At 66.8% G+C, this 26,475-nt stretch carries 22 protein-coding genes; 13 read left to right on the top strand and 9 right to left on the bottom strand.

The features are described from left to right. Window positions 1–55: 55 nt before the first annotated feature. The gene (gene uraH, locus LCHO_RS05515; protein WP_012346133.1) at window positions 56–412 is read right to left on the bottom strand and encodes a hydroxyisourate hydrolase; all 357 of its coding nucleotides are present in this window, start codon (window positions 410–412) and stop codon (window positions 56–58) included. A gap of 78 nt (window positions 413–490) precedes the next feature. Between uraH and LCHO_RS05510 the strand changes: the two genes are divergently transcribed. The 12 genes from LCHO_RS05510 (at window position 491) to LCHO_RS23870 (ending at window position 12,626) form a co-directional block, all read left to right on the top strand. Continuing rightward, window positions 491–1,270 carry a GntR family transcriptional regulator gene (locus LCHO_RS05510; protein WP_012346132.1) on the top strand — a complete coding sequence of 260 codons (780 nt, stop codon included), beginning with the start codon at window positions 491–493 and terminating at the stop codon, window positions 1,268–1,270. Next, window positions 1,267–2,277 (top strand): allantoinase PuuE, encoded by a 1,011-nt coding sequence (gene puuE, locus LCHO_RS05505; RefSeq protein ID WP_012346131.1) that lies wholly within the window; start codon window positions 1,267–1,269, stop codon window positions 2,275–2,277. The genes LCHO_RS05510 and puuE overlap by 4 nt, the downstream gene beginning before the upstream one ends. Window positions 2,278–2,397: 120 nt before the next feature. Continuing rightward, window positions 2,398–4,176 (top strand): 2-oxo-4-hydroxy-4-carboxy-5-ureidoimidazoline decarboxylase, encoded by a 1,779-nt coding sequence (gene uraD / locus LCHO_RS05500; RefSeq protein WP_012346130.1) that lies wholly within the window; start codon window positions 2,398–2,400, stop codon window positions 4,174–4,176. Next, the gene (locus LCHO_RS05495; protein WP_012346129.1) at window positions 4,173–5,408 is read left to right on the top strand and encodes a M20 family metallopeptidase; all 1,236 of its coding nucleotides are present in this window, start codon (window positions 4,173–4,175) and stop codon (window positions 5,406–5,408) included. The genes uraD and LCHO_RS05495 overlap by 4 nt, the downstream gene beginning before the upstream one ends. Before the next feature lie 201 nt (window positions 5,409–5,609). After that, window positions 5,610–6,698, top strand: a complete 1,089-nt coding sequence (locus LCHO_RS05490; protein WP_012346128.1) for an ABC transporter substrate-binding protein — start codon at window positions 5,610–5,612, stop codon at window positions 6,696–6,698. A 7-nt stretch (window positions 6,699–6,705) separates the two neighbouring features. After that, window positions 6,706–7,524 (top strand): ABC transporter ATP-binding protein, encoded by an 819-nt coding sequence (locus tag LCHO_RS05485; RefSeq protein ID WP_012346127.1) that lies wholly within the window; start codon window positions 6,706–6,708, stop codon window positions 7,522–7,524. Further along, a complete protein-coding gene (locus tag LCHO_RS05480) occupies window positions 7,521–8,288 on the top strand; it encodes an ABC transporter permease (RefSeq protein WP_012346126.1) in 768 nt (255 codons plus the stop codon). Before LCHO_RS05485 ends, LCHO_RS05480 begins: the two co-directional genes overlap by 4 nt. Before the next feature lie 36 nt (window positions 8,289–8,324). Then, window positions 8,325–8,825, top strand: coding sequence for a nucleoside deaminase (locus LCHO_RS05475; RefSeq protein WP_012346125.1), 501 nt, complete (start codon window positions 8,325–8,327; stop codon window positions 8,823–8,825). A 241-nt stretch (window positions 8,826–9,066) separates the two neighbouring features. Next, window positions 9,067–9,285, top strand: a complete 219-nt coding sequence (locus LCHO_RS05470; protein WP_012346124.1) for a cold-shock protein — start codon at window positions 9,067–9,069, stop codon at window positions 9,283–9,285. A gap of 627 nt (window positions 9,286–9,912) precedes the next feature. Continuing rightward, window positions 9,913–10,749, top strand: a complete 837-nt coding sequence (locus LCHO_RS05465; RefSeq protein WP_012346123.1) for an urease accessory protein UreD — start codon at window positions 9,913–9,915, stop codon at window positions 10,747–10,749. Between the two features lie 208 nt (window positions 10,750–10,957). Further along, the gene (locus LCHO_RS05460) at window positions 10,958–11,647 is read left to right on the top strand and encodes a PEP-CTERM sorting domain-containing protein (protein WP_012346122.1); all 690 of its coding nucleotides are present in this window, start codon (window positions 10,958–10,960) and stop codon (window positions 11,645–11,647) included. 307 nt (window positions 11,648–11,954) lie between these two features. Beyond that, window positions 11,955–12,626, top strand: coding sequence for a PEP-CTERM sorting domain-containing protein (locus LCHO_RS23870; RefSeq protein ID WP_012346121.1), 672 nt, complete (start codon window positions 11,955–11,957; stop codon window positions 12,624–12,626). A 59-nt stretch (window positions 12,627–12,685) separates the two neighbouring features. Here the strand turns inward: LCHO_RS23870 and LCHO_RS05450 are convergent, their stop codons facing one another. The 8 genes from LCHO_RS05450 to LCHO_RS05415 form a co-directional block, all read right to left on the bottom strand. Beyond that, window positions 12,686–14,041, bottom strand: coding sequence for a TIGR03862 family flavoprotein (locus LCHO_RS05450; RefSeq protein WP_190274836.1), 1,356 nt, complete (start codon window positions 14,039–14,041; stop codon window positions 12,686–12,688). Window positions 14,042–14,101: 60 nt separating this feature from the next. Then, entirely contained in the window at window positions 14,102–14,794 is a 693-nt protein-coding gene (gene urtE, locus LCHO_RS05445) for an urea ABC transporter ATP-binding subunit UrtE (RefSeq protein WP_012346119.1), read from the bottom strand. 9 nt (window positions 14,795–14,803) lie between these two features. Continuing rightward, window positions 14,804–15,694: an urea ABC transporter ATP-binding protein UrtD gene (gene urtD / locus LCHO_RS05440; protein WP_012346118.1), complete on the bottom strand. Its 891-nt coding sequence runs from the start codon at window positions 15,692–15,694 to the stop codon at window positions 14,804–14,806. After that, the gene (gene urtC, locus LCHO_RS05435; RefSeq protein ID WP_012346117.1) at window positions 15,691–16,809 is read right to left on the bottom strand and encodes an urea ABC transporter permease subunit UrtC; all 1,119 of its coding nucleotides are present in this window, start codon (window positions 16,807–16,809) and stop codon (window positions 15,691–15,693) included. The genes urtD and urtC overlap by 4 nt, the downstream gene beginning before the upstream one ends. Further along, the gene (gene urtB, locus LCHO_RS05430) at window positions 16,806–18,392 is read right to left on the bottom strand and encodes an urea ABC transporter permease subunit UrtB (protein WP_012346116.1); all 1,587 of its coding nucleotides are present in this window, start codon (window positions 18,390–18,392) and stop codon (window positions 16,806–16,808) included. The genes urtC and urtB overlap by 4 nt, the downstream gene beginning before the upstream one ends. A 150-nt stretch (window positions 18,393–18,542) precedes the next feature. Beyond that, complete coding sequence (gene urtA, locus LCHO_RS05425; RefSeq protein WP_012346115.1) at window positions 18,543–19,820, bottom strand: urea ABC transporter substrate-binding protein; 1,278 nt, start codon at window positions 19,818–19,820, stop codon at window positions 18,543–18,545. A gap of 108 nt (window positions 19,821–19,928) precedes the next feature. Then, on the bottom strand, window positions 19,929–20,879 hold the full coding sequence (locus tag LCHO_RS05420; RefSeq protein ID WP_012346114.1) for a response regulator transcription factor: 951 nt from the start codon (window positions 20,877–20,879) through the stop codon (window positions 19,929–19,931). Beyond that, window positions 20,872–24,513 (bottom strand): hybrid sensor histidine kinase/response regulator, encoded by a 3,642-nt coding sequence (locus tag LCHO_RS05415; protein WP_150105420.1) that lies wholly within the window; start codon window positions 24,511–24,513, stop codon window positions 20,872–20,874. Before LCHO_RS05415 ends, LCHO_RS05420 begins: the two co-directional genes overlap by 8 nt. 396 nt (window positions 24,514–24,909) lie before the next feature. Here LCHO_RS05415 and LCHO_RS05410 point away from each other — a divergent pair, with 396 nt between their 5' ends. Further along, on the top strand, window positions 24,910–26,475 hold the full coding sequence (locus tag LCHO_RS05410; RefSeq protein ID WP_012346112.1) for a hypothetical protein: 1,566 nt from the start codon (window positions 24,910–24,912) through the stop codon (window positions 26,473–26,475).

The raw sequence follows: 26,475 nt of genomic DNA, 5'->3' as shown, positions 1-26,475 counted from the left end.
TCGCAGCGGTCAGGGTGGCGATTCAGCAGCAATGTCCGTGCCGTGTGGCCACGTGTCAGCTGCCACGGTAGGTGCCGTAGCTCCAGGGGCTGACCAGCAACGGCACGTGGTAGTGCGCCGACGGGTCGGACACGCCGAAGTCGAGCGGCACCTCGTCGAGGAAAACCGGCGTCGGCAACGCCACGCCACGGGCGGTGAAGTAGGCGCCGACACCGAACACCAGCCGGTAGCGCCCGGCCATCAGCGCAGCACCTTCGAGCAGCGGCCGGCCGACCCGGCCGTCGTCATTGAGCGTGACGCTCTGCAAGTGCGTGGCCATGCCGTCGGGCGCGATCGCCCACAGGGCGACGTGCATGCCGGCGGCCGGGCAGCCGTGCGCGGTGTCGAGTACGTGAGTGGTCAGTTGTCCCATCGGATGGCCTCGAAAAAACTTGCAGGATGCGTTGAAGTGTATACACTTTGGCGTACACGTCAACCAAACCGAGCCCGCATGCCGTCGACCCGCCGCGCCACCCACCCGCCCGCCGCCGCCCTCGCGGACGGCGGCAGCGCGGTCGGCCACAGCATCACCGACCGCATCGTCGAATCGATCACCACCGCCATCGTCGAGCGCCGGCTGATGCCCGGCACCAAGCTCGCCGAGCAGCAGATCGCCGACATCTTCCAGGTCTCGCGCACGCTGGTGCGCCAGGCGCTCAACCAGCTGAGCCGCGACCACCTCGTCACGCTCGAACCGGCGCGCGGCGCGCACGTGGCGCAGCCCAGCGTCGAGGAAGCGCAGCAGGTTTTCGCGGTGCGCAGCATGCTCGAGACCTCGATGGTGCGCCAGCTCTGCGCCGTCATCACCGATGCCCAGGTGGCCGACCTGCGCGAGCACCTGCGCAATGAATCGGCCGCCGTGGTGCGCCCCGACGTGACCGGCCGCACGCGCCTGCTGGCCGATTTCCACGTGCTGCTGGCGCGCATGCTCGGCAACGAGGTGCTGGCGCAACTGCTGGCCGACCTGCTGTCGCGCTCGTCGCTGATCTCGCTGATGTACCAGAGCGCGCACTCGGCCGAACACTCGCAGAGCGAACACGTCGAGATCGTCGATGCGCTCGAGCGCCGCGACGCCCGTGCGGCGGTGCGGCTGATGGAGCAGCACCTCGGCAACGTCGAACGCAACCTGCGTCTGAACCCCCGCGTGCCCGATCTGGCCGGCGCCCTGCTGCCTGCCGGCGCGGCGCCTTTGTCCAACGCCAACACGGCCAAACGCAAGAAAAGCGCATGAACCCAGCCACCCCCGACAGCGGCGCCGGCCGGCCCGCCACGAATGCCGCATCGCCCGTCCTGTCTGCTGCGCGCTACCCGCGCGACCTGCGCGGCTACGGCCGCGAAGTGCCGCACGCACAGTGGCCCGGCCATGCGCGCATCGCCGTGCAGTTCGTGCTGAACTACGAAGAAGGCGGCGAGAACAGCGTGCTGCACGGCGACGCCGGCAGCGAGCAGTTCCTGTCGGAGATGTTCAATCCGCCCGCCTTTGCGGCGCGCCACCTGAGCATGGAAGGCATCTACGAATACGGCGCGCGGGTGGGCGTGTGGCGGCTGCTGCGCGAGTTCGAGAAACGCGGCCTGCCATTGACCGTGTTCGGTGTCTCGATGGCACTCGAGCGCTGCCCCGAAGTGACCGCCGCATTCGTCGAACTGGGTCACGAGATCGCCTGCCACGGCTGGCGCTGGATCCACTACCAGAACATGCCCGACTCCGAAGAGCGCGAGCACATGGCGCGCGGCATGGAGATCATCGAGCGCCTGATCGGCGAGCGGCCGCTGGGCTGGTACACCGGGCGCGACAGCCCGAACACGCGACGGCTGGTGGCCGACCATGGCGGCTTCGCCTATGACAGCGACTATTACGGCGACGATCTGCCGTTCTGGCTCAACGTGCGCAAGAGCGACGGGTCATTGGCGCCGCAGTTGATCGTTCCCTACACGCTGGACACCAATGACATGCGCTTTGCGTTGCCGCAGGGGTTCAGCCATGGGGACGAGTTCTTCGAGTATCTGCGCGATTCGTTTGACGTCCTTTACGCCGAAGGAGACGAGCGGCCGGCGATGCTCAACATCGGCATGCATTGCCGTCTGTTGGGGCGGCCGGGTCGGATGCGGGCCTTGCAGCGGTTTCTCGATCATGTGCAGGCACATGACAGGGTCTGGGTGACCCGCCGCATCGACATCGCCCGGCATTGGCAGAGGGTGCATCCGTTCGATGCGCAGTCGGCTTTCGTGTGGGAGTGAGTTGAGCGCCACCCAGTGGCCTTGTTGCCGACAGTCATAACCCGATCGACAACCGGCCCCCATTCGACCCTCTCGGTCAAATCGGATGTTCAAGCCCTTTGCTTTGGCAAGGAGACCCCATTGCTGACCACAGCCCATCTCAACACCCTCCCCCAAAGCGCCTTCACGCAAGCGCTGGACGGCATCTACGAACACTCCCCCTGGATCGCCGAATCCACCTGGCACAAACGCCCATTCACCACCCTCGCCGCGCTGAAGCAGGCCATGGCCACCGTGGTGCGAGAAGCCGGCCCACAAGCCCAACTGACGCTCATCCGCGCCCACCCCGAACTCGCAGGCAAGGCGATGGTCAGCCAATCGCTCACGGCCGAGTCCACCAACGAACAAGGCAAGGCCGGCCTCACCGACTGCACGCCGCAGGAGTTCGCCCGCATCCAGCAGCTCAACGCCGCCTACAACGAGAAGTTCGGTTTCCCGTTCATCCTGGCCGTGCGTGGCCCGCGTGGCCTGGGCCTGCCTCGCAGCGAGATCATCACCACCTTCGAGCGCCGCCTGCACAACCCGGTCGACCACGAACGCGCCGAAGCGCTGCGCAACATCCACCGCATCGCCGAGATCCGCCTGAACGACAAGTTCGGCGTCGAGCCCACGCTCGGCAATCAGGTGTGGGACTGGGCCGAAGCACTCGCCGCACACAGCGACCCCGGCTACGCCGAACAAGGCCAGCTCACCGTCACCTACCTGACCGACGCCCACCGCGCCTGCGCGCAGCAGCTGTCGCAATGGATGCGCGATGAATGCGGCTTCGATGAGGTCTCCATCGACGCCGTCGGCAATGTGGTCGGCATCTATCACGGCAGCGATCCGACGACCCGAAGGCTGCTGACCGGCAGCCACTACGACACCGTGCGCAATGGCGGCAAGTACGACGGCCGGCTCGGCATCTTCGTGCCGATGGCCTGCGTGCGCGAACTGCACCGCGCCGGCAAGCGGTTGCCCTTCGGGATCGAGGTGATCGGATTTGCCGAAGAAGAGGGCCAGCGCTACAAGGCGACGTTCCTCGGCTCGGGCGCCGTGATCGGCCAGTTCGACAACGCCTGGCTCGACCAGGCCGATGCCGACGGCATCACGATGCGCGCGGCCATGCAGCACGCCGGTCTGTGCATCGACGACATCCCCAAGCTCGCCCGCAACCCGGCGGATTACCTCGGTTTCATCGAGGTCCACATCGAACAGGGGCCGGTGCTCAACGAGCTCGACCTGCCGCTGGGCATCGTGCGCTCGATCAACGGCAGCGTGCGCTACACCGGCGAAGTGATCGGCATGGCCAGCCACGCCGGCACCACGCCGATGGACCGCCGCCGCGACGCCGCGGTGGCCGTGGCCGAACTGGCGGTCTATCTCGAACGCCGTGCCGCGGCGGTGCCCGATCTGGTCGGCACCATCGGCATGCTGAACGTGCCCGGCGGCTCGATCAACGTGGTGCCGGGCCGCTGCCGGTTCAGCCTCGACCTGCGCGCCACCACCGACGCCGCACGCGACGCACTGGCCGCCGACACGCTGTCCGAGCTGACGCGCATCTGCGAGCGGCGTGGCCTGAACCACACGCTCGAAGAAACGATGCGCGCCTCGGCCGCACCGAGCGCACCGGCCTGGCAAGCGCGCTGGGAGGCCGCCGTCGCCGCACTCGGGCTGCCACTGCACCGCATGCCCAGCGGCGCCGGCCACGACGCCATGAAGCTGCACGAGGTGATGCCGCAGGCCATGCTGTTCGTGCGCGGCCTGAACGCCGGCATCAGCCACAACCCGCTCGAATCGAGCACCAACGACGACATCGACCTGAGTGTCCAGGCCTTCTCGCTATTGCTGAACCAGCTCGCCAAGGAGATCACCGCATGAGCCCAGCCACCGTCTTCGATCAGCTCGACAGCTGGATCGATGCCCACTTCGACGAGCAGGTGCGCTGCCTGCAAGCCCTGGTGCAGGTGCCCACCGACACCCCGCCCGGCAACAACGCGCCGCATGCCGAGCGCACGGCGCAGATCCTCGAAGGCTATGGCTACACGGTCGAGAAACACGCGGTGCCCGAGGCGATCGTGCGCGACTACGGCCTGCAGTCGATCACCAACCTGATCGTGCGTCGGCGTTTCGGTGACGGCGGGCGCACCATCGCGCTCAATGCCCACGGCGACGTCGTGCCACCGGGCGACGGGTGGACACACGATCCCTATGGCGGCGAGGTGGTCGACGGCAAGCTCTATGGCCGCGCCAGTGCGGTCAGCAAGAGCGACTTCTCGACCTTCATCTTTGCACTGCGTGCGCTCGAATCGCTGGGCGCGCCGCTGAAAGGCGCGGTCGAGCTGCATTTCACCTACGACGAGGAATTCGGCGGAGAGCTCGGCCCGGGCTGGCTGCTCCAGCACAAGCTCACGAAACCCGACCTGCTGATTGCCGCCGGCTTCAGCTACGAGGTGGTCACCGCCCACAACGGCTGTCTGCAGATGGAGGTGACGGTGCACGGCAAGATGGCTCACGCGGCCATTCCGCACACCGGCATCGACGCATTGCAGGGCGCGGTGGCGATCCTGAATGCGCTCTATCACCAGAACACGCTCTACCAGGCGGTGACGTCGAAGGTACCCGGCATCAATCACCCGTATCTGAACGTGGGACGCATCGAGGGCGGCACCAACACCAATGTCGTGCCGGGCAAGGTGATGTTCAAGCTCGATCGCCGCATGATCCCCGAAGAGAACGCGGCAGAAGTCGAGGCAGCCATCCGCGGCGTGATCGCCGACGCGGCGGCCACGTTGCCGGGTATCACGGTCGACATCAAGCGCCTTCTTCTGGCTCATTCACTGAGCCCCCTGCCCGGCAACGCGCCGCTGGTGACGGCATTGCAGAAGCATGGCGAGGTCGTGTTCGGCGAGCCTTTGCCGACGTCGGGAACGCCCCTCTACACCGACGTCCGGCTGTATTGCGCCGAGGGCATTCCGGCGGTCATTTATGGTGCGGGGCCACGCACTGTTCTGGAGAGCAATGCCAAGCGTGCCGACGAGCATCTGGTGCTCGAAGACCTGCGCCGCGCCACCAAGGTGGTGGCCCGCTCGCTCTGCGAACTGATGTCCTGAATCCATGCCGAGGCACTGGCCCCGGCCCGCGTCGATGGCGGGTCGGGGCCTTGTCGCGTCTGCGCGAAAGCAGTGCATCCTCTTTCCGGCCGGCACGACACGGGTGCCATCGGTTCTGCGCACACTTCTTGCTGAATCCTCCGAGATCCATCGCCGCGCCTTGACGCGGCATTCACCATCGGCATTCAGCAGGAGTCGTGCATGTCCACCCCGTTCACTCAGATCGTTTCCGGCCAGAAATTCAAAGGGGCCGATGTCGCCCGGCGTGCACTTCTGGCGCTGGCCACCGGCCTGACCGTGAGCAGCTTCAGCCTGCCCGTGCAGGCACAGGAATCGGCCATCAAGTTCCAGCTCGATTGGCGTTTCGAAGGCCCTGCGGCGTTGTTCCTGCTGCCGGTGAACAAGGGCTATTTCAAGGCCGAGAAGCTCAATGTCACGGTGGACGCCGGCAATGGCTCGGGCGGCACCGTGACACGTGTGGCGTCGGGCAGCTACGACATGGGCTTTGCCGATCTGGCCGCGCTGATGGAGTTTCACGCCAACAACCCGACCGCGCCGAACAAGCCAGTGGCGGTGATGATGGTCTACAACAACACGCCCGCCGCCGTGCTGGCATTGAAGAAGAGCGGCATCAGGAAGCCCGCCGACCTGGCCGGCAAGAAGATGGGCGCGCCGGTATTCGATGCCGGCCGCAAGGCCTGGCCCATCTTCGCCAAGGCCAACGGCGTCACCAACGTGACCTGGACCGCGATGGACCCGCCGCTGCGCGAGACCATGCTGGTGCGCGGCGACATCGATGCGATCACCGGCTTCTCGTTCACTTCGCTGCTCAACCTCGAATCGCGTGGCGTCAAGGCAGAAGACGTGGTGGTGTTGCCGTACCCGCAATACGGCGTGAAGCTCTATGGCAACGCCATCATCGTGGGCGAGGAGTTCCTCAAGAAGAACCCCGAAGCCGTCAAAGGTTTTCTGCGCGCCTTCACCAAGGGCATGAAGGACGTGATCGCGGATCCGAAGGCTTCGGTGGCGATCGTCAAGGAGCGTGACGGCATCATCAATGCCGACCTCGAACTGCGCCGCCTGCAGCTCGCACTCGACGCCACCGTGCTGACACCCGATGCACGCGCCGAAGGTTTCGGCGCGATCAACGGCCCTCGCCTGTCGCTGATGGCGAGCCAGGTGTCCGATGCCTTCGCGACCAAGGACCGTGTCAAGGCCGATGCCGTGTGGAACGGCGCCTACCTGCCCACGGCGGCCGAGCGCGCGATCTTCCCCGCCGTGAAGAAGTGAGCCACTCATGAGTGCATTCGTTGATTTCAACGGTGTCTGGCTGGCCTACAACGACGAGTTGATGGCGCAGGGCCAGTACGCCGTCGAGGACATCAACCTGAAGGTCGACGAGGGTGAATTCATCGCCATCGTCGGGCCGTCGGGCTGCGGCAAGTCGACCTTCATGAAACTGGCCACCGGTCTCAAGCGCCCGAGCAAGGGCACGGTGATCATCGGTGGCCATGAAGTGAAGGGGCCGCTGAAGATCACCGGCATGGCCTTTCAGGCATCGAGCCTGCTGCCGTGGCGCACCACGCTCGAGAACGTGCTGCTGCCGCTGGAGATCGTCGAGCCCTATCGGTCGAACTTCAAGCAGAAGAAGGCCGAGTACGAGGACAAGGCGCGCCGGCTGCTGCAGAGCGTGGGGCTCGGTGGTTACGAGGACAAGTTCCCGTGGCAGCTGTCCGGCGGCATGCAGCAGCGGGCCTCGATCTGCCGCGCGCTGATCCACGAGCCCAGGATGCTGCTGCTCGACGAGCCCTTCGGCGCGCTCGATGCCTTCACGCGCGAGGAACTGTGGTGCACGCTGCGCGACCTGCAGGCGGCGCAGAAGTTCAACGTCATCCTGGTCACGCACGACCTGCGCGAAAGCGTCTTCCTGGCCGACACGGTGTACGTGATGAGCAAGAGCCCGGGGCGTTTCGTGGTGCGGCGCGAGATCGACCTGCCGCGCCCGCGCGACCTCGAGGTGACCTACAGCCCCGAGTTCACCGCCATCGTGCACGAGTTGCGTGGCCACATCGGCGCCATGCGCAAGCCCGCCAACCGCGTGGAGATCGCGCAATGAAACAACGCCGACTCGAACAGGCATCGCCGTGGATCCTGCTGGTCTTCACGTTGCTGGTCTGGCAGATGCTGTGCACCGGATTCAAGGTCTCGGCGTTCATCTTCCCGAGCCCGGCCGACATCGCCGCAGCGCTGGTCGAACACAGCGCGCTGGTGGCCGGCCACGCCTGGCGCACGTTCTGGGTGACGATGGCGGGCTTCGGTCTGTCGATCGTGGTGGGGGTGCTGCTGGGTTTCCTGATCGGCAGTTCGCGTGTGGCCTATACCGCCGTCTACCCGCTGATGACGGCCTTCAACGCCCTGCCCAAAGCCGCGTTCGTGCCGATCCTGGTGGTGTGGTTCGGCATCGGCGCGGGGCCGGCGATCCTGACGGCGTTCCTGATCAGCTTCTTCCCGATCATGGTCAACATCGCCACCGGCCTGGCCACGCTCGAGCCCGAACTCGAAGACGTGCTGCGGGTGCTGGGCGCCAGGCGCTGGGATGTGCTGATGAAGGTCGGCCTGCCGCGGTCGCTGCCGTATTTCTACGGCTCGCTGAAAGTGGCGATCACGCTGGCGTTTGTCGGCACCACCGTCAGCGAGATGACCGCCGCCAACGAAGGCATCGGCTATCTGCTGATCAGCGCCGGCAGCTCCATGCAGATGGGCCTGGCGTTTGCCGGCCTGGTGGTGGTCGGTGCGATGGCGATGTTGATGTACGAGTTCTTCTCGGTGGTGGAAAAGCGCACCACCGGCTGGGCTCACCGTGGCTCGCACAACGGTTGATACTGGCGCCTGGGCATACACGAGGTCAGGTGCACCATGAGCACGTTTCGTCATCCGGACCCGACGCCTGCGCAGATGCTCCTGCATCTGCGTGGCGCCAACCAGATCGCCCGCGCGGCGCTGGCCGCGGGCCACCACCCCTTCGGCGCACTGCTGGTTGCGGCAGACCATCGGACCGTGCTGCTCAGCCAGGGCAATCTGGACAGCGTCAATCACGCCGAAGCGGTGCTGGCGCGCGAGGCCGCCCGGCGCTTCAGTCCTGCCGAGTTGTGGGACTGCACGCTCTACACCACCGTCGAGCCGTGCTGCATGTGTGCCGGCACGCAGTACTGGGCTCACATCGGTCGGCTGGTCTTCGGCATGAGCGAGGCCGATCTGCTGAGCCTGACCGGATCTCACCCCGAGAACCCGACCCTGAACCTGCCGTGCCGCGATGTGTTCGTGCATGGCCAGAAGCCGGTGCGTATCTGGGGCCCGGTGGCCGAGGTGCACGACGAGATTGCCGAACTGCACCGGCATTTCTGGCTCACGCGGTGAGCCGGTGCATGCGGCCATGAATATGTCTGGGCTTTCGCCCGTTTCCCGACTACACTGAACGTACAGACATACCAAGACCGTTTTTTCAAGGTCTTGCTCCTTATACCGCCTTGCTGGCTTGCCGGCTCGGCCGGCCAGGTTCCAAATCTCCCGGTTTGACGTTTCTTGAGTGTTTCTGTTCCTGCTGGTGCGTATCGGCGGGGTGTTTTCATCTTTCAACACTCAACAAGGAACATCATCCATGAGTACTCCCACCCAGACTGGCATCGTGAAGTGGTTTGACGACGGCAAGGGCTTCGGCTTCATCACGCCGGAAGACGGCGGCAAGGACCTGTTCGCTCACCACAGCGAAATCCGCAACGGTGGCGGTTTCCGCAGCCTGCAGGAAAACCAGCGCGTCGAGTTCGAAACGAAGCAAGGCCCCAAGGGTCTGCAAGCAGCGAACATCCGCCCGCTGTGATGCATCGAGCGCCCTGAGCGCTCTGCATCTCACGTGAAACCGTCGCCTTGTGCGACGGTTTTTTTTCGCCTGTGCGATTCCGATCACGCGGGGCAGCGCTGCATCGGGCACGTGACGCGTGTCGTGGTCGGCGCCCAGCACCGCCGAACCGCGAGGCCCCGAGACATCGTCATCGATGCGTCAGGGACACCGCGAAGTCCGCATGTTGTGCACGATGAGGGTTGTGGACAGTGCACGTGGACAAGTCGTTCGACCCCGACCCATCCGCTGGCATTTCTCGCTGCAAGGGCCTTGACAAAACACCCTCGCGAGGCAGGTCGAGGGGTCTGCCACCCCCCTGCCTCATCGTGCAGCAATCCAGGGGAAAGTGAGCATTGGCGCGGGTTTGCGAGTCGAGTCCCGCCACTGTCCACAACCTTGTCCCACCTCCCTGTGGAATCGCGAGCATCTTTTCCGGCCTGTGGACAAGTTCGAGTCCGGCGGTTCCGGCGCTGTGGAAAACCGCAGGGAAAAGTCATCTTGTCCACAACGCCGAGGCACTGCCGGGCGGCAACCGCCCCGCCGGCATCCACAAACGGTCGGCCCGCCTACACTGCCGGCCTTCCTAGGCGACGACTCTGACTCCTGATGAGCTGGCACGGCCACCTGCAACTCCATTACCGACATGATCCGAACGAGGATCGCACCGTCGCACATGACCGTCACCACGGCCCCTTGCGGGTGCTGCAGCGGCTCTATCCCGAGGGACCGTCGATCTGCCACCACGTGCTGGTTCATCCACCGGGCGGCATCGTCGGCGGCGACACGCTCGAAGTCGATCTGGATCTCGCCCCCGGCAGCCACGCCCTGATCACGACACCCGGCGCCACGCGCTATTACCGCAGCGCAGGGGAAGTCGCCCGCCAGCAAGTGCGCGCCCGACTGGCCGAAGGCAGCCGGCTCGAATGGCTGCCTCTGGAAACCATCGCCTACGACGCCTGCATCGCAGAAAACAGCCTGCGCTTCGAGATCGCACCCGGCGCCATGATGATGGGCTGGGACCTGCTCGCGCTGGGCCTGCCCGCCGCCGGCAAGCCCTGGCAGCGGGGCAGCTATCTACAACAACTCGAGTTGCCCGGCATCTGGCTCGAGCGCGCCCGCATCGACGCCGCCGATGCCCGATTGCTCGACAGCCCGCTCGGATGGGCCGGCCAGCGCGTGCTCGGCACCTTCTGGCTGGCCGGCGGCGACGCCCTGCCCAAGGGGCTGAGCGACGCCCTGATCGAAAGCGCCCGCGCCCTGATCGGCGACTCGGCGCTCGCCGCCACCGCCGGCGTCAGTGCGCCTCACGCCAATACCGTGGTGTTGCGCGTGCTGGCACCCCGGGTCGAGCCGGCGATGCACCTGCTCGGCGCGATCCGCGCGGCCTGGCGATCGATCGCCTGGCATCTCGACCCCTGCGTCCCGAGGATCTGGCGCACCTGAAGCCGGCCGGACCGACGCCACGTGCGCAGGAACCCGGGACTTCAGGAAGGGTTAATAAATGGGAAGACATCCCAAATTTCATCAAACACCCCCCAAAACACGGGGTTACACTGCCCTCATTCCGCTGTAAAACAGTCAACAGGCAGGATCTCGCAGAATGATCTGGGTCATTTGACGCGTCGATCCCGTTCCACCGAGTGAGGTTTCCATGAGCATCCCGCGTCCAGCCCGTCGCGAGCCGTCCCGGTCGATCGGCGCCAAGGTGGGTCGGACGATCGCCCTGGCATTCACCCTCGGTGTCGGTGCCACTGCGGCGCAGGCCGAACTCGTTTCGTCCACGCTGTCATTCGACAGCCTCGGTGCCAGCACCTTGGGTGTGCCGGTTCCTGCCGGACACGGGGGTTTCGACTGGGGCAGCCAGTGGTTCTCGATGACCACAGCCGGAGCGCCTGGCGAAACGTTCCTGGCGACGAGCCTTGCGGGCAGCACGCGGATCACCCGCAGCGACCACGGTGACTTCTTCTTCGACGGCGCGGACTTCTGGAGCCGGCGCAGCGTCGACAGCACCGGCGACTTCCACTTCATGCTCTACAACGACGGCAAGGTGGTCTACGACGGGGTTGCGCTGAAGGACAAGAGGGTGTTCAAGGGGACGGCCAGCTTCATGAGCGTCGCAGCCGGAACGCCGATCGACGCGATCGCCTTCGCCTTCGACAACGACGACTACGACCATCTGGCGATGGACAACTTCCGGTTCCGCATCGACGCAACGGCTGCGGGATCGGTCACGGCGGTGCCTGAACCCCACACGACCGCCATGCTGCTGGCCGGCCTGGGCGTGATCGGCGTGATGGGCCGCCGGCGGCGGCAGCACCAGACTCAATCCGAAAAGCTGTAAGCCTCCTCCCGCTCCGACGCCCGCTGGGAAGCGGTGCGTGCGTGATGCGGTCGCGACGCGGCTCGATCGAGCCGTCCCGGACTGCGCGCTTTCATCTTCCAACCCCCGTGATCGCGGGGGTGAACGTCGCAAACACCGCCAATTCCCCTGTGAACACGGGGGCTGCGCCACCCGTCCGGTGCTGGTCGCAACGACGCCCTGTCCCTAAGCTTCATTCATCGCTTTCCTGAAGCCGGCTTCAGCTTCAAGGGATGCATGAACCCACCGTCGCGACAGCCCGCGGCACCTCAACCGACATAGGGACAGCATGAAACTTCTCACTTCTTTCCGCACCACCCTCTTGGCCGCAGCCCTGGCCGTGGTCGGCACGTCTGCATTGGCTCAGACCGAAGAACTGGCGAATCGCAACTTCACCAACCAGACCTTCCTGGCAGGCTGGGCGTCCAACGGCGGGCTTGCAGCCGTTGATCTCAACCCGGGCACTGCTGTGAACACAGCAGTCCAATTCAACTCGGGCGATGACTTCCTGCGTCAAGGCCTCGGATCCTTCGCAAGCGGCACCGACCTGGTGTTCTCGTTCCTGCTCGTGGACTCGTTCTACACCCCTAGCGCCAATGCAGCACAGGAACTGGTTCGTTCGTCAGCGGACATCCTTCAGTACGGCTTCCAGGTCAACAGTGGTGCAGGCTGGTCGTGGGTGGGTGGCGCAAGCGGAGTGATCAAAGGCACCGACACTGACATGACCATTTATGGGGCGACCCTGACCACCACGTCGGCAACCGACACCTACCGCATCGCCTTCGACGCCTTCTCCAGCGTCAACAACGAGCGTTGGTCCGTCATCGACAACACCAGCGTGACGAGCTTCGCAGCCCCGGTCCCCGAACCCGAAACCTACGCCATGCTGCTCGCAGGCCTCGGCGCCATCGGCTTCATGTCGCGTCGCCGCCAGGGCAAGACCGTCGCATCCGCTGCCTGATCGTCGGCCCGAAGCCCTCGCTCTGACAGCAACGCCTCCTTCGGGAGGCGTTTTTCATTTCAGCTCGACACGGCAATGGCCGGCACGGACAGGCCCCAGCGCGCCAGCATCGAGCGCGCCGCCCAGCGACCGCTCGCCAGACAGGCGGTGAGCAGATAGCCACCCGTCGGCGCATCCCAGCCGAGCATCTCGCCGGCGCAGTACACGCCCGGCAGGGCACTCAGCATCAGGCGCTCGTCGACGCCAGCGGCTTCGGGCGGCAGTGCCACGCCACCCGCCGTGCTGATCGCCTCGTCGATCGGGCGTGGCGCGAGCAGTCGCAGCGGCAGGGCCTTGATGCGGTGCGCCAGCGCCGCAGCATCGTGCTGAAGTCGCATCCAGGCGGCAGCATCGAGCCCTTCACGCAGCAGCGCCGCCTGAGCGCCGGCAAGGCCGGTCTGTTCACGCATATGGTTCGGCCACGAGCGGCTGCCACGGCCGCGAGCCAGCGCGGTGACCAGGTCGGCTTCACTGCGCTGCGGCAGCAGATCGAGCCTGACATCGACATGGCCGTGCGCCGCGATGGCCTCGCGCAACAGGCCGGATGCGGCATAGACGAGATTGCCTTCGATGCCGGTGGCCGTGATCACGGCCTCGCCCAGGCGCTCGAATCGTGGTGCAGTCGTGCCACCCTCCGCAGCCATTTCGGAGGCCAGTCGCAGCACGACGTTCTTCAACGGCGTGCCGGCGTGACGCTCGGCGACATGCGCGCTCCAGCCGATGTCGAAACCGCAATTGGCGGGCTGCAACGCTGCCACGGCCACGCCGCGTTGGCGCAGCCACGGCACCCACGCACCATCGGACCCGAGCCGGGCCCAGCTGCCACCCCCCAGCGCCAGCAGCACCGCGTCGGCATGCCGTTGCACCGGCCCTTTCGGCGTCTCGAAATCGACCGTCCAGCCCTGCACGGCGTCGGTGGCATCAGGCCCGTCGGGTGGTGCGAGTCGAACCGCCAGCCCGCCGGTCCAGCGATGCCGCATGTGCAGGCGCACGCCCTGGGCGCGCAGGCGGCGCAGCCAGGCGCGCAGCAAGGGTGCGGCTTTCATGCCTTCGGGAAAGACCTTGCCAGAGCTGCCGACGAAGGTGCTCACACCCAGCCCGGCGGCCCAGTCACGGATGGCAGCCGGCCCGAAGGCTTCGAGCCAGGGCGCGACCGCCGACGCATGTTCACGATAGCGGCCGAGAAACGACTCGGCGTTCTCGGCATGCGTGAGGTTCAGCCCGCCCTTGCCGGCGAGCAGGAACTTGCGACCCACCGACGGCATGGCATCGCAGACATCGACCTGCACGCCGGCCTCGGCCAACGCCTCGGCGGCCATCAGCCCGGCAGGGCCCGCGCCGATGACGAGCACGCGTTTCGGGGCGGGGGAATCCATCAGATCTTGGGGGTTCGACATAGCGGCGCGAGTCTACGCGCCACCCGCCCCGACACACGATCAGATCGACATCAGCTGGCGTACGCCATCGGCTTCCATCTGATGACCGCGGCCGCGCGCGATGATCTCGCCGCGTTCCATCACCAGGTACTGATCGGCCAGCTCGGCAGCAAAGTCGTAGAACTGCTCGACCAGCACGATCGCCATCGTCTTGCGATCGGCCAGCATGCGGATCACGCGGCCGATGTCCTTGATGATGCTGGGCTGGATGCCCTCGGTCGGCTCGTCGAGGATCAGCAGCTTCGGCCCCGCGGCCAGCGCACGCGCGATCGCCAGCTGCTGCTGCTGACCGCCCGACAGGTCGCCGCCACGCCGGTTGATCATCTGCTTCAACACCGGGAACAGCTCGAACAGCTCGGCCGGGATCGGCGTGCTGCCGCTCTTGTAGGCCAGGCCCATGCGCAGGTTGTCTTCCACCGTCAGGCGGCCGAAGATCTCGCGCCCTTGCGGCACGTAGCCGACGCCCTTGCGCACGCGCTCGTAGGGCGTGTCCTTCGAGATGTCCTGACCGTCGAGCTGGACGCTGCCGGCCTTGATCGGCACCACGCCCATCAGGCTCTTGAGCAGCGTCGTCTTGCCGACGCCGTTGCGGCCGAGCACGACGGTGACTTCACCGAGCTTGGCTTCGAATTCCAGCCCGCGCAGGATGTGCGATCCGCCGTAATACTGGTTCAGGCCTGAGACTTTGAGCATCTTCTTTCCTCAGCGGCCGAGGTAGACCTCGACGACCTTTTCATTGGCCTGCACTTCAGACAACAGGCCCTCGGCCAGCACGCTGCCTTCGTGCAGCACCGTGACCTTCTTGCGGCCTTCGGTGAGCTGGTCGACGAACTTCATGTCGTGCTCCACCACCACCAATGAATGCTGCCCTTCGAGCGACAGGAACAGCTCGGCGGTGCGCTCTGTCTCTTCGTCCGTCATGCCCGCCACCGGCTCGTCGAGCAGCAGCAGCTTGGGGTCCTGCATCAGCAGCATGCCGATCTCGAGCCACTGCTTCTGGCCATGGCTCAGCAGGCCGGCGGTGCGCTGCGCGTCCTGCTTCAGGTGGATCAGCGTGATGATCTCGCCGATGCGGTCGAGCTGTTCGCCGCTCAGCCGATGGAACAGACTGGCGCGCGCGCGCCGGTCGGCCGCGAGCGCGAGTTCGAGGTTCTCGAACACGCTCAGTTCTTCGTACACGGTGGGCTTCTGGAACTTGCGGCCGATGCCGATCTGCGCGATCTCGTTCTCGCGCATGCGCAGCAGGTCGATGGTCGAGCCGAACGACGCCCTGCCCGCATCGGGCCGGGTCTTGCCCGTGATGACGTCCATCATGGTCGTCTTGCCGGCGCCGTTGGGGCCGATGATGCAGCGCAGCTCGCCCACGTTGATCGCCAGGCTCAGGCTGTTCAAGGCCTTGAAGCCGTCGAAGCTGACGGTGATGTCATCGAGGTACAGCGCCACGCCGTGCGTGAAATCGGGCTGGCCGTGGCGCAGCAGGCGGCCGTAGGAAGCGCTGCGCCCACCCGATTCAGTCTTGCCCTGCGTGGCGGCAACCTTGGCCTCGTGCTCGATGCGCGCGATCGCGCGGTCTTCCATCAGGTCGGGCGTCATGCCTTGCCCTCCTTGCGCTTCTTGAACAGGCCCACAATGCCGTGCGGCAGGAACAGCGTCACCGCGATGAACAGCGCGCCCAGGAAGTACAGCCAGAACTCCGGGAACACCTGCGTGAACCAGCTCTTGGCGCCGTTGACGAAGAAGGCGCCGAGGATCGGCCCGATCAGCGTGGCCCGGCCACCGACTGCGGCCCAGATCGCGATCTCGATCGATGCCGCCGGGCTCATCTCGCCCGGGTTGATGATGCCGACCTGCGGCACGTACAAGGCGCCGGCCACCGCGCACATCACGGCGCTCAGCGTCCAGATGCTGAGCTTGTAGGCCAGCGGGTCGTAGCCGGTGAACATGACGCGGCTCTCGGCATCGCGGATCGCCTGGAGCACGCGGCCGTACTTGCTGTTGACGATCGCACGCGCCATCAGGAAGAAGCCGACCAGCACCACGCCGGTCAGCATGAACAGCGTCATGCGCGTGCTCGGCTGGGCCAGCGGGATATCGAGGATGCGCTTGAAGTCGGTGAAGCCGTTGTTGCCGCCGAAGCCGGTCTCATTGCGGAAGAACAGCAGCATCGCCGCGAACGTCATCGCCTGCGTGATGATCGAGAAGTACACGCCCTTGATGCGCGAGCGGAAAGCGAAGAAGCCGAACACCAGCGCCAGCAGGCCGGGCACCAGCACCACCAGCAGCATCTGGCCGAAGAAGCTCTCGCTGAAGCTCCAGTGCCAGGGCAGCGTCTTCCAGTCGAGGAAGACCATGAAGTCGGGCAGCGTGCTCTTGTAGTTGCCGTCGAGCCCGATCTGGCGCATCAGGTACATGCCCATGCCGTAGCCGCCGAGCGCGAAGAACAGGCCGTGGCCCAGCGACAGGATGCCGGTGTAGCCCCAGATCAGGTCCATCGCCAACGCGCAGATCGCGTAGCACATGATCTTGCCGGTGAGCTGCACGTAGTAGTCGCTGAAGTGCAGCGGATGGCCATCGGGCACCGCCAGGTTGAGCAGCGGCACCAGCACCAGCACGGTGGCCAGCGCGGCCATCACGCCGGCCCAGCCCCGCGGGCCCAGCAACAAGCCGCTGCGCGGCATCAGCATCGGGTTGTTCAAGACTGCGCTCATGCTTCAGCACTCCGGCCCTTCATCGCAAACATGCCTTGCGGGCGCTTCTGGATGAAGACCACGATGCACACCAGCACCATGATCTTGGCCAGCACCGCACCCGAATAGCCCTCGAGAAACTTGTTCAACACGCCCAGCCCCAGGCCGGCGTAGACCGTGCCGGCCAGCTGCCCGACACCGCCGGTGACGACCACCATGAAGGCGTCGACGATGTAGCTCTGGCCGAGATCCGGCCCGACGTTGCCGACCTGGCTGAGCGCGCAGCCCGCCAGCCCGGCGATGCCGGCGCCCAGCGAAAACGCATAGGTGTCGATGCGCGCGGTGTTGACGCCCATGCAGGCGGCCATGCGGCGGTTTTGAGTAACGCCGCGCACGAACAGGCCGAGCCGGGTGCGGGCGATCAGCAGCGCCACGCCGGCCAGCACCATGAAGGCGAAGGCGATGATGGCGAGCCGGTTGTACGGCAGCGTGAGGTTGTCGAGCGCGACCACGCCACCCGACAGCCACGACGGATTTTCGACCTGCACGTTCTGCGCGCCGAACAGGCTGCGCACGCCCTGCATCAGCACCAGGCTGATGCCCCAGGTGGCCAGCAGGGTCTCGAGCGGGCGGCCGTAGAGCCAGCGGATCACGCTGCGTTCGAGCGCGGCGCCGACCAGCGCGGCGGCCAGGAACGAGGCGGGGATCGCGAACGCGATGTACCAGTCGAACAGCCCCGGCAGGTGCTGGCGGAACAGGTTCTGCACCAGCCAGGTGGCGTAGGCGCCGATCATCATCAGCTCGCCGTGCGCCATGTTGATGACGCCCATCAGGCCGTAGGTGATGGCCAGGCCGAGCGCCACCAGCAGCAGGATCGAGCCCAGGCTGATGCCGGTGAACAGCACGCCCAGGCGCTCGCCCCAGGCCAGCCGGCCTTCGACCGCTGACAGCGCCTTCATCAGCGCGGCACGCACTTCGCCATCGGTTTCGCCGCCGGCGGCCAGGCGCTCCTGCAGCAGGCTCTTGACCGAAGCGAGCCGGCTGCCTTCGAGCAGCTGCGCGGCTTCGAGGCGCTTGGCCTGGTCGGTGGAGGTGATCAGGATGGTGGCGCGCATGCTCTCGAGCTGCGACTTCAGCGCCGTGTCGGTCTCGGCCGCCCAGGCCTTGTCGATCATCGGCAGCTGGGCTTCGTCGAGCTGCTGCTTGGCCAGTTCGGTGAGTGCGGCGCGGCGCACGTTCACGTCAGGCGACACCAGCTTGAGCGTGCCGAGCGACGCTTCGAGCGCACCGCGCATGCGGTTGTTGTTGACGACGTCTTCGGCGTCATCGGGCAGCGCGGCTTCGGTGTCGGTGCCCGCGATCAGCACCTTGCCGTCGCGCTGCAGATAGGCCTTGCCACCGGCCACCTTGACGGCATCGTCGAGCACCGCCTGCACGTAGGCGGCCAGTGCGGCATCGCCGGTGGCGGCGGCCTGGTTCAGGGCCTGGATGCGGTCGTCGGTCTCGCCGGCGGCAATCGCATGGGCCTGTTCGGGAGTGAATGCGTGGGCGGGCGCCAGAAGTCCGGCTGCCATCACCACGGCCATCAAGAATCGAATCAGCATGAGAAACCCTGAAAGCCGGCGGCAAGCGGTTGCGAGCACCGATGCCGGCCGGCCGAGGTTGGGACGAGACGCGCCACCGCACACACGCGCGGCAGCCATTGCAGGCCCAAGAAGGGGCGGCACATCAGGTGAGTGCGCCGCCCGTTCGACTTACTTCTTTTCCGGCACGTTCTTCTTGCCCTTGTTCTCGGCGATGTAGTCGCTCCACGGGTCGGCCACGACCGGGCCCGGGGTCTTCCACACCACGTTGAACTGGCCGTCGGCCTTGATTTCGCCGATGAACACGGGCTTGTGCAGGTGATGGTTTTCCTTATCCATCGTGCTGGTGAAACCACCCGGCGCCTTGAAGGTCTGGCCGGCCATCGCCGCGATCACCTTGTCGGTGTCGGTGCTCTTGGCCTTGGTGACGGCCTGGGCCCACATGTGCACGCCGATGTAGGTGGCTTCCATCGGGTCGTTGGTCAGCGGCTTGTCCATGTGGCCGGGGATCTTCTTGGCCTTGGCGTACTCGCTCCACTTCTTGACGAACTCGGTGTTGGCCGGGTTCTTCACGCTCATGAAGTAGTTCCATGCAGCCAGGTGGCCCACCAGCGGCTTGGTGTCCACGCCACGCAGCTCTTCTTCACCCACCGAGAAAGCCACCACCGGCACGTCGGTCGCCTTCAGGCCCTGGTTGCCGAGTTCCTTGTAGAAGGGCACGTTGGAGTCGCCATTGATGGTCGACACCACGGCAGTCTTCTTGCCTTCGGAAGCGAACTTCTTGATCTTGGCGATGATCGACTGGTAGTCGGAGTGACCGAACGGGGTGTACTCCTCGATGATGTCTTCTTCCTTCACGCCCTTGGCTTTCAGGAAGGCGCGCAGGATCTTGTTGGTGGTGCGCGGGTAGACGTAGTCGGTGCCCAGCAGCACGAAGCGCTTGGCCGAGCCGCCGTCCTTGCTCATCAGGTACTCGACCGCGGGGATCGCTTGCTGATTCGGCGCAGCACCGGTGTAGAACACGTTCTTGCTGAGCTCTTCGCCCTCGTATTGGACGGGGTAGAACAGCATGCCGTTCAATTCTTCATAGACCGGCAGCACCGACTTGCGGCTCACCGAGGTCCAGCAGCCGAAGGTCACGGCGACCTTGTCCTGCGTCAGCAGCTGCTTGGCCTTTTCGGCGAACAGCGGCCAGTTGGATGCGGGGTCGACCACCACCGGCTCGAGCTTCTTGCCGAGCAGACCGCCCTTGGCGTTGATCTCGTCGATCGCCATCAGCACGGTGTCCTTGAGCACCGTTTCCGAGATCGCCATCGTGCCCGACAGCGAGTGCAGCACGCCCACCTTGATGGTGTCGGCGGCCTGGGCGAGCAGGGGCAGGCTGATGGCGGCCACGCCGAGCGTGACGGCGGTCAGGCGTTGGGCAAACGTGCGACGGGAAGACTTCATGCGAGTGACTCCTGGGCTGAGATGAAACCGTTGAGGCAAGGCGCTAACGGGATGACCCAGTGTCGGCACGGGCGGTGAAATCTCACATACGCCAGATGGCGTAGCCGTTCATCGCCCCAGCTGCGCCACCTTGCCGATCGCCACCGCCGCCGCCGCGTTGCGGGTCTCGACGCCCAGCTTCTCGTAGACGTGTTCGAGGTGCTTCTTCACCGTGGCGGCGCTCGATCCGAGGATCTCGCCGATGTCGCGGTTGGTCTTGCCCTTGGCCAGCCAGTACAGCACCTCGGCCTCGCGTGGGGTCAGGCGGAAGGCCAGCACCAGGGCCTCGAGCGTGGCGGCGTCGTCGGCCTGGCGCAGCACCACCAGCCACTCGCCGTCGCCGGTCGATTCCTGCAACGTGCAGCGCAGCTGGCGCCCGCCGACGTCGAGCTCGACCGACGCGGCCTGGGCGTTCGACGGCACCGGCTGCGCCGCCAGGCGGGTGGTCTCGCGCTGCAGCCAGGCCAGCACCGGCGTGGGCGCGCGCCGGCTCTCCCAGCCCGGCTCGGCATCGGCGGGCGCCAGCAGCTGGCGCGCCAGCGCGGTCTGCCACAGGATGCGGCCGTCGATCAGCCGCACCACCAGGCTGGCATGGCCGAAGGCGTCGAGCGCGTTGCGCGCCAGCTGCTGCTCGCGCGCGGTGTGCATGTGGGCGGCGATGCGCGCCAGCACCTCGCGGGCACGGATCGGCTTGGTGACGTAGTCGCAGCCGCCGGCGGCGAAGGCGGCCAGCACGTGTTCGGTTTCGGTCAGGCCGGTCATGAAGACGATCGGAATGTGCGCCGTGGCCGGCAGCGCCTTGAGCCGGCGCGCCACCTCGAAGCCGTCCATGCCCGGCATCACCGCGTCGAGCAGCACGATGTGCGGCTGCGCCTGCGATGCACGCGCGATCGCATCGGCGCCGTTGGTGGCCACCAGCACGGTGTAGCCGGATTCGTCGAGCGCATCGTGCAGCACCGCCAGGTTGTCGGGCACGTCGTCGACGATCAGCACCAGGTCGTTGTTGTTGCGATCAAGCATGGGGCTGTTCATCCAGGGCGCGGCGCAGCAGGGCCGCGAGGGTATCAAGCTGGAACTGCCGGGCCAGCTGGCGCAGGTGGTCGACGAAGCCGCGGCAGTCGGCATGGCCGCGTTCGATCTCGTCGAGCTTGCGCAGGATGCCGCGCTGGTAGCCGAGCGTGGCCAGTTCGTCGAGCTCGCGCAGCAGCGCCGCCGGCGGCAGCACCCACGCGGCGGCGCCCGGCGGGCCCGACGGCGCGGACGGCGGCACCGGCGCGCGCGCGCCCTCGATCCACGCGAGGCGCAGGCGTTGGCCGAGCCAGTCGAGCAGGTCGGGCACCCGCACCGGCTTGACGAAGAAATCGGCCGGCGTGATGCCGACGTCGTTTTCCAGCGCCTGATCGAAGGCATTGGCCGACACGATCGCCGCGCCGGCCTCGCTCAGGCCGAGCGCGCGGATGCGCCGCAGCGTCTCCCAGCCGTCGATGCCGGGCATCGCCAGGTCCATGAAGATCGCGTCGGGGCGGGTTGCTTCGGGCAGGCCCTGCAGCAGCGCCAGGCAGTCCTCGCCGCTGGCCGCCTGAAGCAGCTCGAAGCCCAGCGGTTCGAGCACGCTGAGCAGCAGGCCGCGGTCGGCCTCCTCGTTGTCGACCACCAGGATGCGCCGGCGCGGCCCTTCGTAGCCGCTGCGGTTGGGCGGGCTGATCTTGTGCTCGGCGCGGCTGCCGTGCACCGCCGGCAGGAAGAGCTTGAGCCGGAAGGTGCTGCCCACGCCGGGCGTGCTTTCCACCGTCATCTCGCCGCCCATCAGGTCGCACAGCATGCGGCTGATGGTCAGGCCCAGGCCGGTGCCGCCGCCCGCGGTGGCGCCGGCCGAGGAGCCGCGCACGAAGGGCTCGAACACCCGCTCGAGCTCGGCCGCGTCCATGCCGGGGCCGGAATCGATGATCTCGACGCGGGCGATCTCGCGGGCGTACTGCACCCGCAGGATCACGTCGCCGGAGACGGTGAACTTGACCGCGTTGCCCAGCAGGTTGATGAGGATCTGGCGCAGCCGCTTCTCGTCGGCGCGCACCGCCTCGGGCAGGTGGGGGTCGAACTCGCTGCGAAAGCCGATGCCCTTGGCGGCGGCCTGCAGCGCGAACAGGTGCGCCATCTCGTGCAGCGCGTCGGCAAAACGCATCGGCTTGATCGCCAGCGCGAGCTTGCCGCTCTCGATGCGCGCCAGGTCGAGCGTGCCCTCGATCAGCGACAGCAGGTGGTCGCCACCGCGCCGGATCACGCTGACCGCCTGCTTGCGGTGCGCCGGCATGGCGTCGTCTTCCTCGAGCAGTTGCGCGTAGCCGAGGATCGAGTTCAGCGGCGTGCGCAGCTCGTGGCTGATGCTGGTGATGTAGCGGCTCTTGGCCTGGTTGGCGGCGTCGGCCACGCGCTTGGCCTCCTGCAGCTGCAGGTCGGTCTGGCGGTGCGATTCGATCTCGCGCTTGAGTGCGAGCGCCTGCTCGTTGAGCGCCTGCGCCTGCTCGTTCAACGCCTGGGTCTGGCGGTTCGATTCTTCCTGCGCCACCAGCCGGCTCTTGTGCGCCAGCACCAGCCACCAGGCGACCACGCCGGCGGTCAGCAGCAGCGTGGCGTAGGCCTTGATGAAACCGGACTTGAGGCCCTCGGCCAGCACCGGCCACAGGAAGGCGTCCTCCTGCAGGCCGCGCGCGGCGAGCGAGCGCAGCTCCTGGTGGAACAGCACGCCGAACATCAGCGCCATCAGCGGCGTGACGACCAGCATCAGCAGCACGAAATGGCCCAGGCCCTTGTCCAGATAAGGCCAGACGCGGCTCGGCAGCAGGCGCTGCAAGGCCGCGCTCCATTGCACCGACAGGCGCGCGTGCGGCTTGCACAGGTCGTTGCAGCGGGCGTCGAGCGTGCAGCACAGCGAGCAGATCGGCCCGCCGTAGGCCGGACAGCCGGCCATGTCGTCGCACTCGTATTCGCGCTCGCAGATGCAGCACACCGCCAGCTGCAGCGCGCCGTCAGCACTCGGACCCTGGCCCAGACGGACGTAGCGGCCCGGGCCTTCGACCACAGGCCGGATCGGGATCACGACGCCCGCGCAGCCCTGCCCGACCGGCACCTCGGGCGTGCGCGCCAGGTAGTAGCGCCCGCGGGTGGCCCAGGCGATCAGCGGCGAGGCGATGAAGGCGGTGACCAGCGCGATCAGCGCCGACCAGGCCTGCGCCATCGCGCCGAACAGCCCGAGGTAGGCCGCCACCGACAGCAGCGACGCCGCCACCATCGCACCCACGCCGACCGGGTTGATGTCGTACAGATAGGCGCGCCGGAACTCGATGCCCTTGGGCGACAGGCCGAGCGGCTTGTTGATCACCAGATCGGCCACCACCGCCATGATCCAGCTGATCGCCAGGTTGCTGTAGAGGCCCAGCACGCCGCCGAGCGCCTGGAACACGTCGAGCTCCATCAGCACCAGCGCGATCAGGATGTTGAACAGCATCCACACCACCCGCCCCGGGTGGCTGTGCGCCAGCCGCGAGAAGAAGTTGCTCCAGGCCAGCGAGCCGGCGTAGGCGTTGGTGACGTTGATCTTGAGCTGCGACACCACCACGAACAGCGCCGTGGCCGCCACCGCCCAGCCGTAGTTCGGGAACACGTACTCGTAGGCCGCCAGGTACATCTGGTTCGGGTCGACCGCGCGGTCGAGCGGCACCATGTGGCTGATCGCCAGGTACGCCAGCAGCGCGCCGCCGAGCATCTTCAGCACCCCCGGGATGACCCAGCCCGAGCCCCCCACCAGCGTGCCCAGCCACCACGACCCGCGCCGACCCGGCCGGCGTTCGGGCATGAACCGCAGGTAGTCGGCCTGCTCGCCCATCTGCGTGATGAGCGCGATGCCCACCGTCATGGCCGCGCCGAAGGCCAGCCCGTCGAAGCCGGTGATGCCGTGCTCGCCGCCGTAGGTCACCAGTTCGTCGAGCACGCCGGGGTTGCGGTCGAACACGTAGACATACGGCAGCACCAGCATCACCAGCCACAGCGGCTGGCTCCAGACCTGCAGCCGGCTGATCAGCGTGACGCCGTGCGTGACCAGCGGGATCACCACCAGCGCGCAGGCCAGGTAGCCCCAGGCGGGCGGGATGTCGAACGCGAGTTCGAGCGCATAGGCCATCACCGCCGCTTCAAGGGCGAAGAAGATGAAGGTGAAGCTGGCGTAGATCAGCGAGGTCAGCGTCGAGCCGATGTAGCCGAAACCGGCGCCGCGTGTCAGCAGGTCCATGTCGAGGCCGTAGCGCGCGGCGTAGTAGCTGATCGGCAGCCCGGCCAGGAAGATCACCAGCCCGGTGGCCAGGATCGCCCAGGCGGCGTTGACGAAGCCGTACTGCACCAGCAGCGTGGCGCCCACCGCCTCCAGCACCAGGAACGACGAGGCGCCGCCGAGCGCCGTGTTGGCCACCCGCCATTCGCTCCAGCGCCGGAACGAGCGCGGCGCGAAACGCAAGGCGTAGTCCTCCTTGGTCTCGCTGGCGACCCAGCTGTTGTAGTCGCGCCGGACCTTGATGACACGCTGCGGCGCCGCCGGTGCTTCAGGCGACAAGGGCTCGGGCGCCGCGTTCGAATCGGGCGCGGCCGGCAGCGGCAGGGACATGGAGGGGTTGGACGCAGACATGGTGGACCGTGCTGAGTAACAAGAACCGCACCACCCGCCCGTCGGGCCGCGGCGCCGCCGCCGCACCAACCCGAGATCATCAAGGCACCACCGTAGTGCACATCGACCCAGATGCGAGCACGACGCCCCGACATCGGGCCACCAGACCGGCCGCATGCCGTCCGGATACACACGTCACATCGGGCTTGTATCCGATACCAGCGCTCACAGGCCCGCGATCAAGGGAGTGAATCCCGCACATATTCAGTCCTTGCCGGCGTCGGGACGGCACCTAGAGTGACCGGCGTTCCAGCCCGCGATGCCAGCGCATCGCCGGGCAACCATCCCCACCTGCCGTGGCCGCCTCGGGCCACACCTTCTGACGGAGCCTCATCCATGCCCAATCTGCGTGCACTGTCTGCCGCCATCCTGATCGCCTTCGGCCTGACCGCTTGCGGCGGGGGCTCGACCTCCTCGTCGAGCGGCGTGCTGGTCGACGACCTGGTGGTCGACGCCACCGTGTTCTGCGACAGCAACAGCAACGGCACATGGCAGAGCGGTGAGGCGCAGGCCAGCACCGACGACAGCGGCGCCTTCACCTTCAGCCCGGCCTGCGAGGCGCCGGTGGTGTCGCTGGCCGGCACCGGCTACGACAAGACCACGCTGAAGGCGCCGCGTGGCCATTTCCGGGCCCGCGCGCACGCGCCGGTGGTGTCGCCCTTCACCACCATGCAGCTCGCCAGCGGCTTGAGCGAGACCCAGTTCCGCACCGTGCTGGCCAAGCTCGGGCTCGACAACGTCGATGCGAGCACCTTCAACCCGGCCACGCACACCCGACTCGGCCCGACCGCCGCGGCGGTGATCAAGATCCTCAACGAGATCGCCGAGATCGTCGAATCCGCCGGCGGCGACCCGGCCGTGGCGTTCGAGGCGGCGGCGGGCGCGATCGTCAGCTACGTGAACGCGCACACCACCAGCGGCTCGATCCTCGAACGCGACCTCGACCTGGGCGACCTGATCGAAGCCGCCGCCACGGCCGGTTTTGCCAGCGTGCCCACCGCCACCTGGACCGACACGGCCCGCGCCAACGCCGCCCGCCTGGCGCGCGAAGGCCTGGTGCTGCTGGTCAAGTCGATCAAGGGCAAGAACAGCTATGCGGACATCCGCGACGACTTCAACAACGGCGCGGTCAACGGCATCATTTCCGACACCAACCTCGACGACGACAACGAGGTCGAGATCGCCCGCGGCCGCTGCCGCGACAACGACAACATCGGCCGCGCCCAGTACGTCTACGCCAGCGACGACAGCTTCACGCTGGTCGGCCCCAGCCTGGCCGGCGGCCGTACCAGCTACGACCTGACGGCGTTCGGCGCCGGCATCGACCTCACCGGCCACAGCCTGGGCAGCCTGACGCGCCTGGAACTGCCGCTGCAGGCCAGCACGCTGGCGCTGCCGAAAAACGGCTCGCGCATCGCGGTGGCGCTGGAGGTCGAGGAGGTCGCCGGCGGCGGCGACCGGCTGCTGCAGGTGCTGATCGACCGCCTGGTGCTCAAGCGCGACAAGGTCACCGGCATCGTCAGCGCCAGCATCACCGACAAGTCCGAGCTGTATTTCTATGCCCGCTCATCGAGCGGCGTCGAGATCGGCACCGGCCGGGTCGCCTTCGAAGATCTGGACGGCAGCATGCTGACCAGCAGCCAGAGCGGCGTCGCACTCGACCTGCAGGTGCTGGCCGCGCGCATGAAGGGCAAGTACCCGAACCAGATCCCCCTGCTCGACAACCTGCTCGACGCCACCGGCACGTTCAACGTGCGGCTGGTCGTCAACGAACTCGATCTGCGCCATGCCGACGGCTCGCGCTTCGGGCTGCGCAAGATCAGCGTGAAGATGCCGGACGGAAGCGGCCGCACGGCCGAGCGCATCACCGGCACCGCGGTGCTGGGCCGGGTGACGTTCTGA

Source organism: Leptothrix cholodnii SP-6, from assembly GCF_000019785.1.
In the GTDB taxonomy this organism is placed as follows: Bacteria; Pseudomonadota; Gammaproteobacteria; order Burkholderiales; family Burkholderiaceae_C; genus Sphaerotilus; species Sphaerotilus cholodnii.
This window is presented reverse-complemented; position numbering and strand designations above follow the sequence as displayed.

What these genes read in the sequence shown, in the direction of transcription:
- uraH (WP_012346133.1), bottom strand. Translation starts at nt 412, where the DNA reads ATGGGACAACTGACCACTCACGTACTCGACACCGCGCACGGCTGCCCG.
- LCHO_RS05510 (WP_012346132.1), top strand. Translation starts at nt 491, where the DNA reads ATGCCGTCGACCCGCCGCGCCACCCACCCGCCCGCCGCCGCCCTCGCG.
- puuE (WP_012346131.1), top strand. Translation starts at nt 1,267, where the DNA reads ATGAACCCAGCCACCCCCGACAGCGGCGCCGGCCGGCCCGCCACGAAT.
- LCHO_RS05495 (WP_012346129.1), top strand. Translation starts at nt 4,173, where the DNA reads ATGAGCCCAGCCACCGTCTTCGATCAGCTCGACAGCTGGATCGATGCC.
- LCHO_RS05490 (WP_012346128.1), top strand. Translation starts at nt 5,610, where the DNA reads ATGTCCACCCCGTTCACTCAGATCGTTTCCGGCCAGAAATTCAAAGGG.
- LCHO_RS05485 (WP_012346127.1), top strand. Translation starts at nt 6,706, where the DNA reads ATGAGTGCATTCGTTGATTTCAACGGTGTCTGGCTGGCCTACAACGAC.
- LCHO_RS05480 (WP_012346126.1), top strand. Translation starts at nt 7,521, where the DNA reads ATGAAACAACGCCGACTCGAACAGGCATCGCCGTGGATCCTGCTGGTC.
- LCHO_RS05475 (WP_012346125.1), top strand. Translation starts at nt 8,325, where the DNA reads ATGAGCACGTTTCGTCATCCGGACCCGACGCCTGCGCAGATGCTCCTG.
- LCHO_RS05470 (WP_012346124.1), top strand. Translation starts at nt 9,067, where the DNA reads ATGAGTACTCCCACCCAGACTGGCATCGTGAAGTGGTTTGACGACGGC.
- LCHO_RS05465 (WP_012346123.1), top strand. Translation starts at nt 9,913, where the DNA reads ATGAGCTGGCACGGCCACCTGCAACTCCATTACCGACATGATCCGAAC.
- LCHO_RS05460 (WP_012346122.1), top strand. Translation starts at nt 10,958, where the DNA reads ATGAGCATCCCGCGTCCAGCCCGTCGCGAGCCGTCCCGGTCGATCGGC.
- LCHO_RS23870 (WP_012346121.1), top strand. Translation starts at nt 11,955, where the DNA reads ATGAAACTTCTCACTTCTTTCCGCACCACCCTCTTGGCCGCAGCCCTG.
- LCHO_RS05450 (WP_190274836.1), bottom strand. Translation starts at nt 14,041, where the DNA reads ATGGATTCCCCCGCCCCGAAACGCGTGCTCGTCATCGGCGCGGGCCCT.
- urtE (WP_012346119.1), bottom strand. Translation starts at nt 14,794, where the DNA reads ATGCTCAAAGTCTCAGGCCTGAACCAGTATTACGGCGGATCGCACATC.
- urtD (WP_012346118.1), bottom strand. Translation starts at nt 15,694, where the DNA reads ATGACGCCCGACCTGATGGAAGACCGCGCGATCGCGCGCATCGAGCAC.
- urtC (WP_012346117.1), bottom strand. Translation starts at nt 16,809, where the DNA reads ATGAGCGCAGTCTTGAACAACCCGATGCTGATGCCGCGCAGCGGCTTG.
- urtB (WP_012346116.1), bottom strand. Translation starts at nt 18,392, where the DNA reads ATGCTGATTCGATTCTTGATGGCCGTGGTGATGGCAGCCGGACTTCTG.
- urtA (WP_012346115.1), bottom strand. Translation starts at nt 19,820, where the DNA reads ATGAAGTCTTCCCGTCGCACGTTTGCCCAACGCCTGACCGCCGTCACG.
- LCHO_RS05420 (WP_012346114.1), bottom strand. Translation starts at nt 20,879, where the DNA reads ATGCTTGATCGCAACAACAACGACCTGGTGCTGATCGTCGACGACGTG.
- LCHO_RS05415 (WP_150105420.1), bottom strand. Translation starts at nt 24,513, where the DNA reads ATGTCCCTGCCGCTGCCGGCCGCGCCCGATTCGAACGCGGCGCCCGAG.
- LCHO_RS05410 (WP_012346112.1), top strand. Translation starts at nt 24,910, where the DNA reads ATGCCCAATCTGCGTGCACTGTCTGCCGCCATCCTGATCGCCTTCGGC.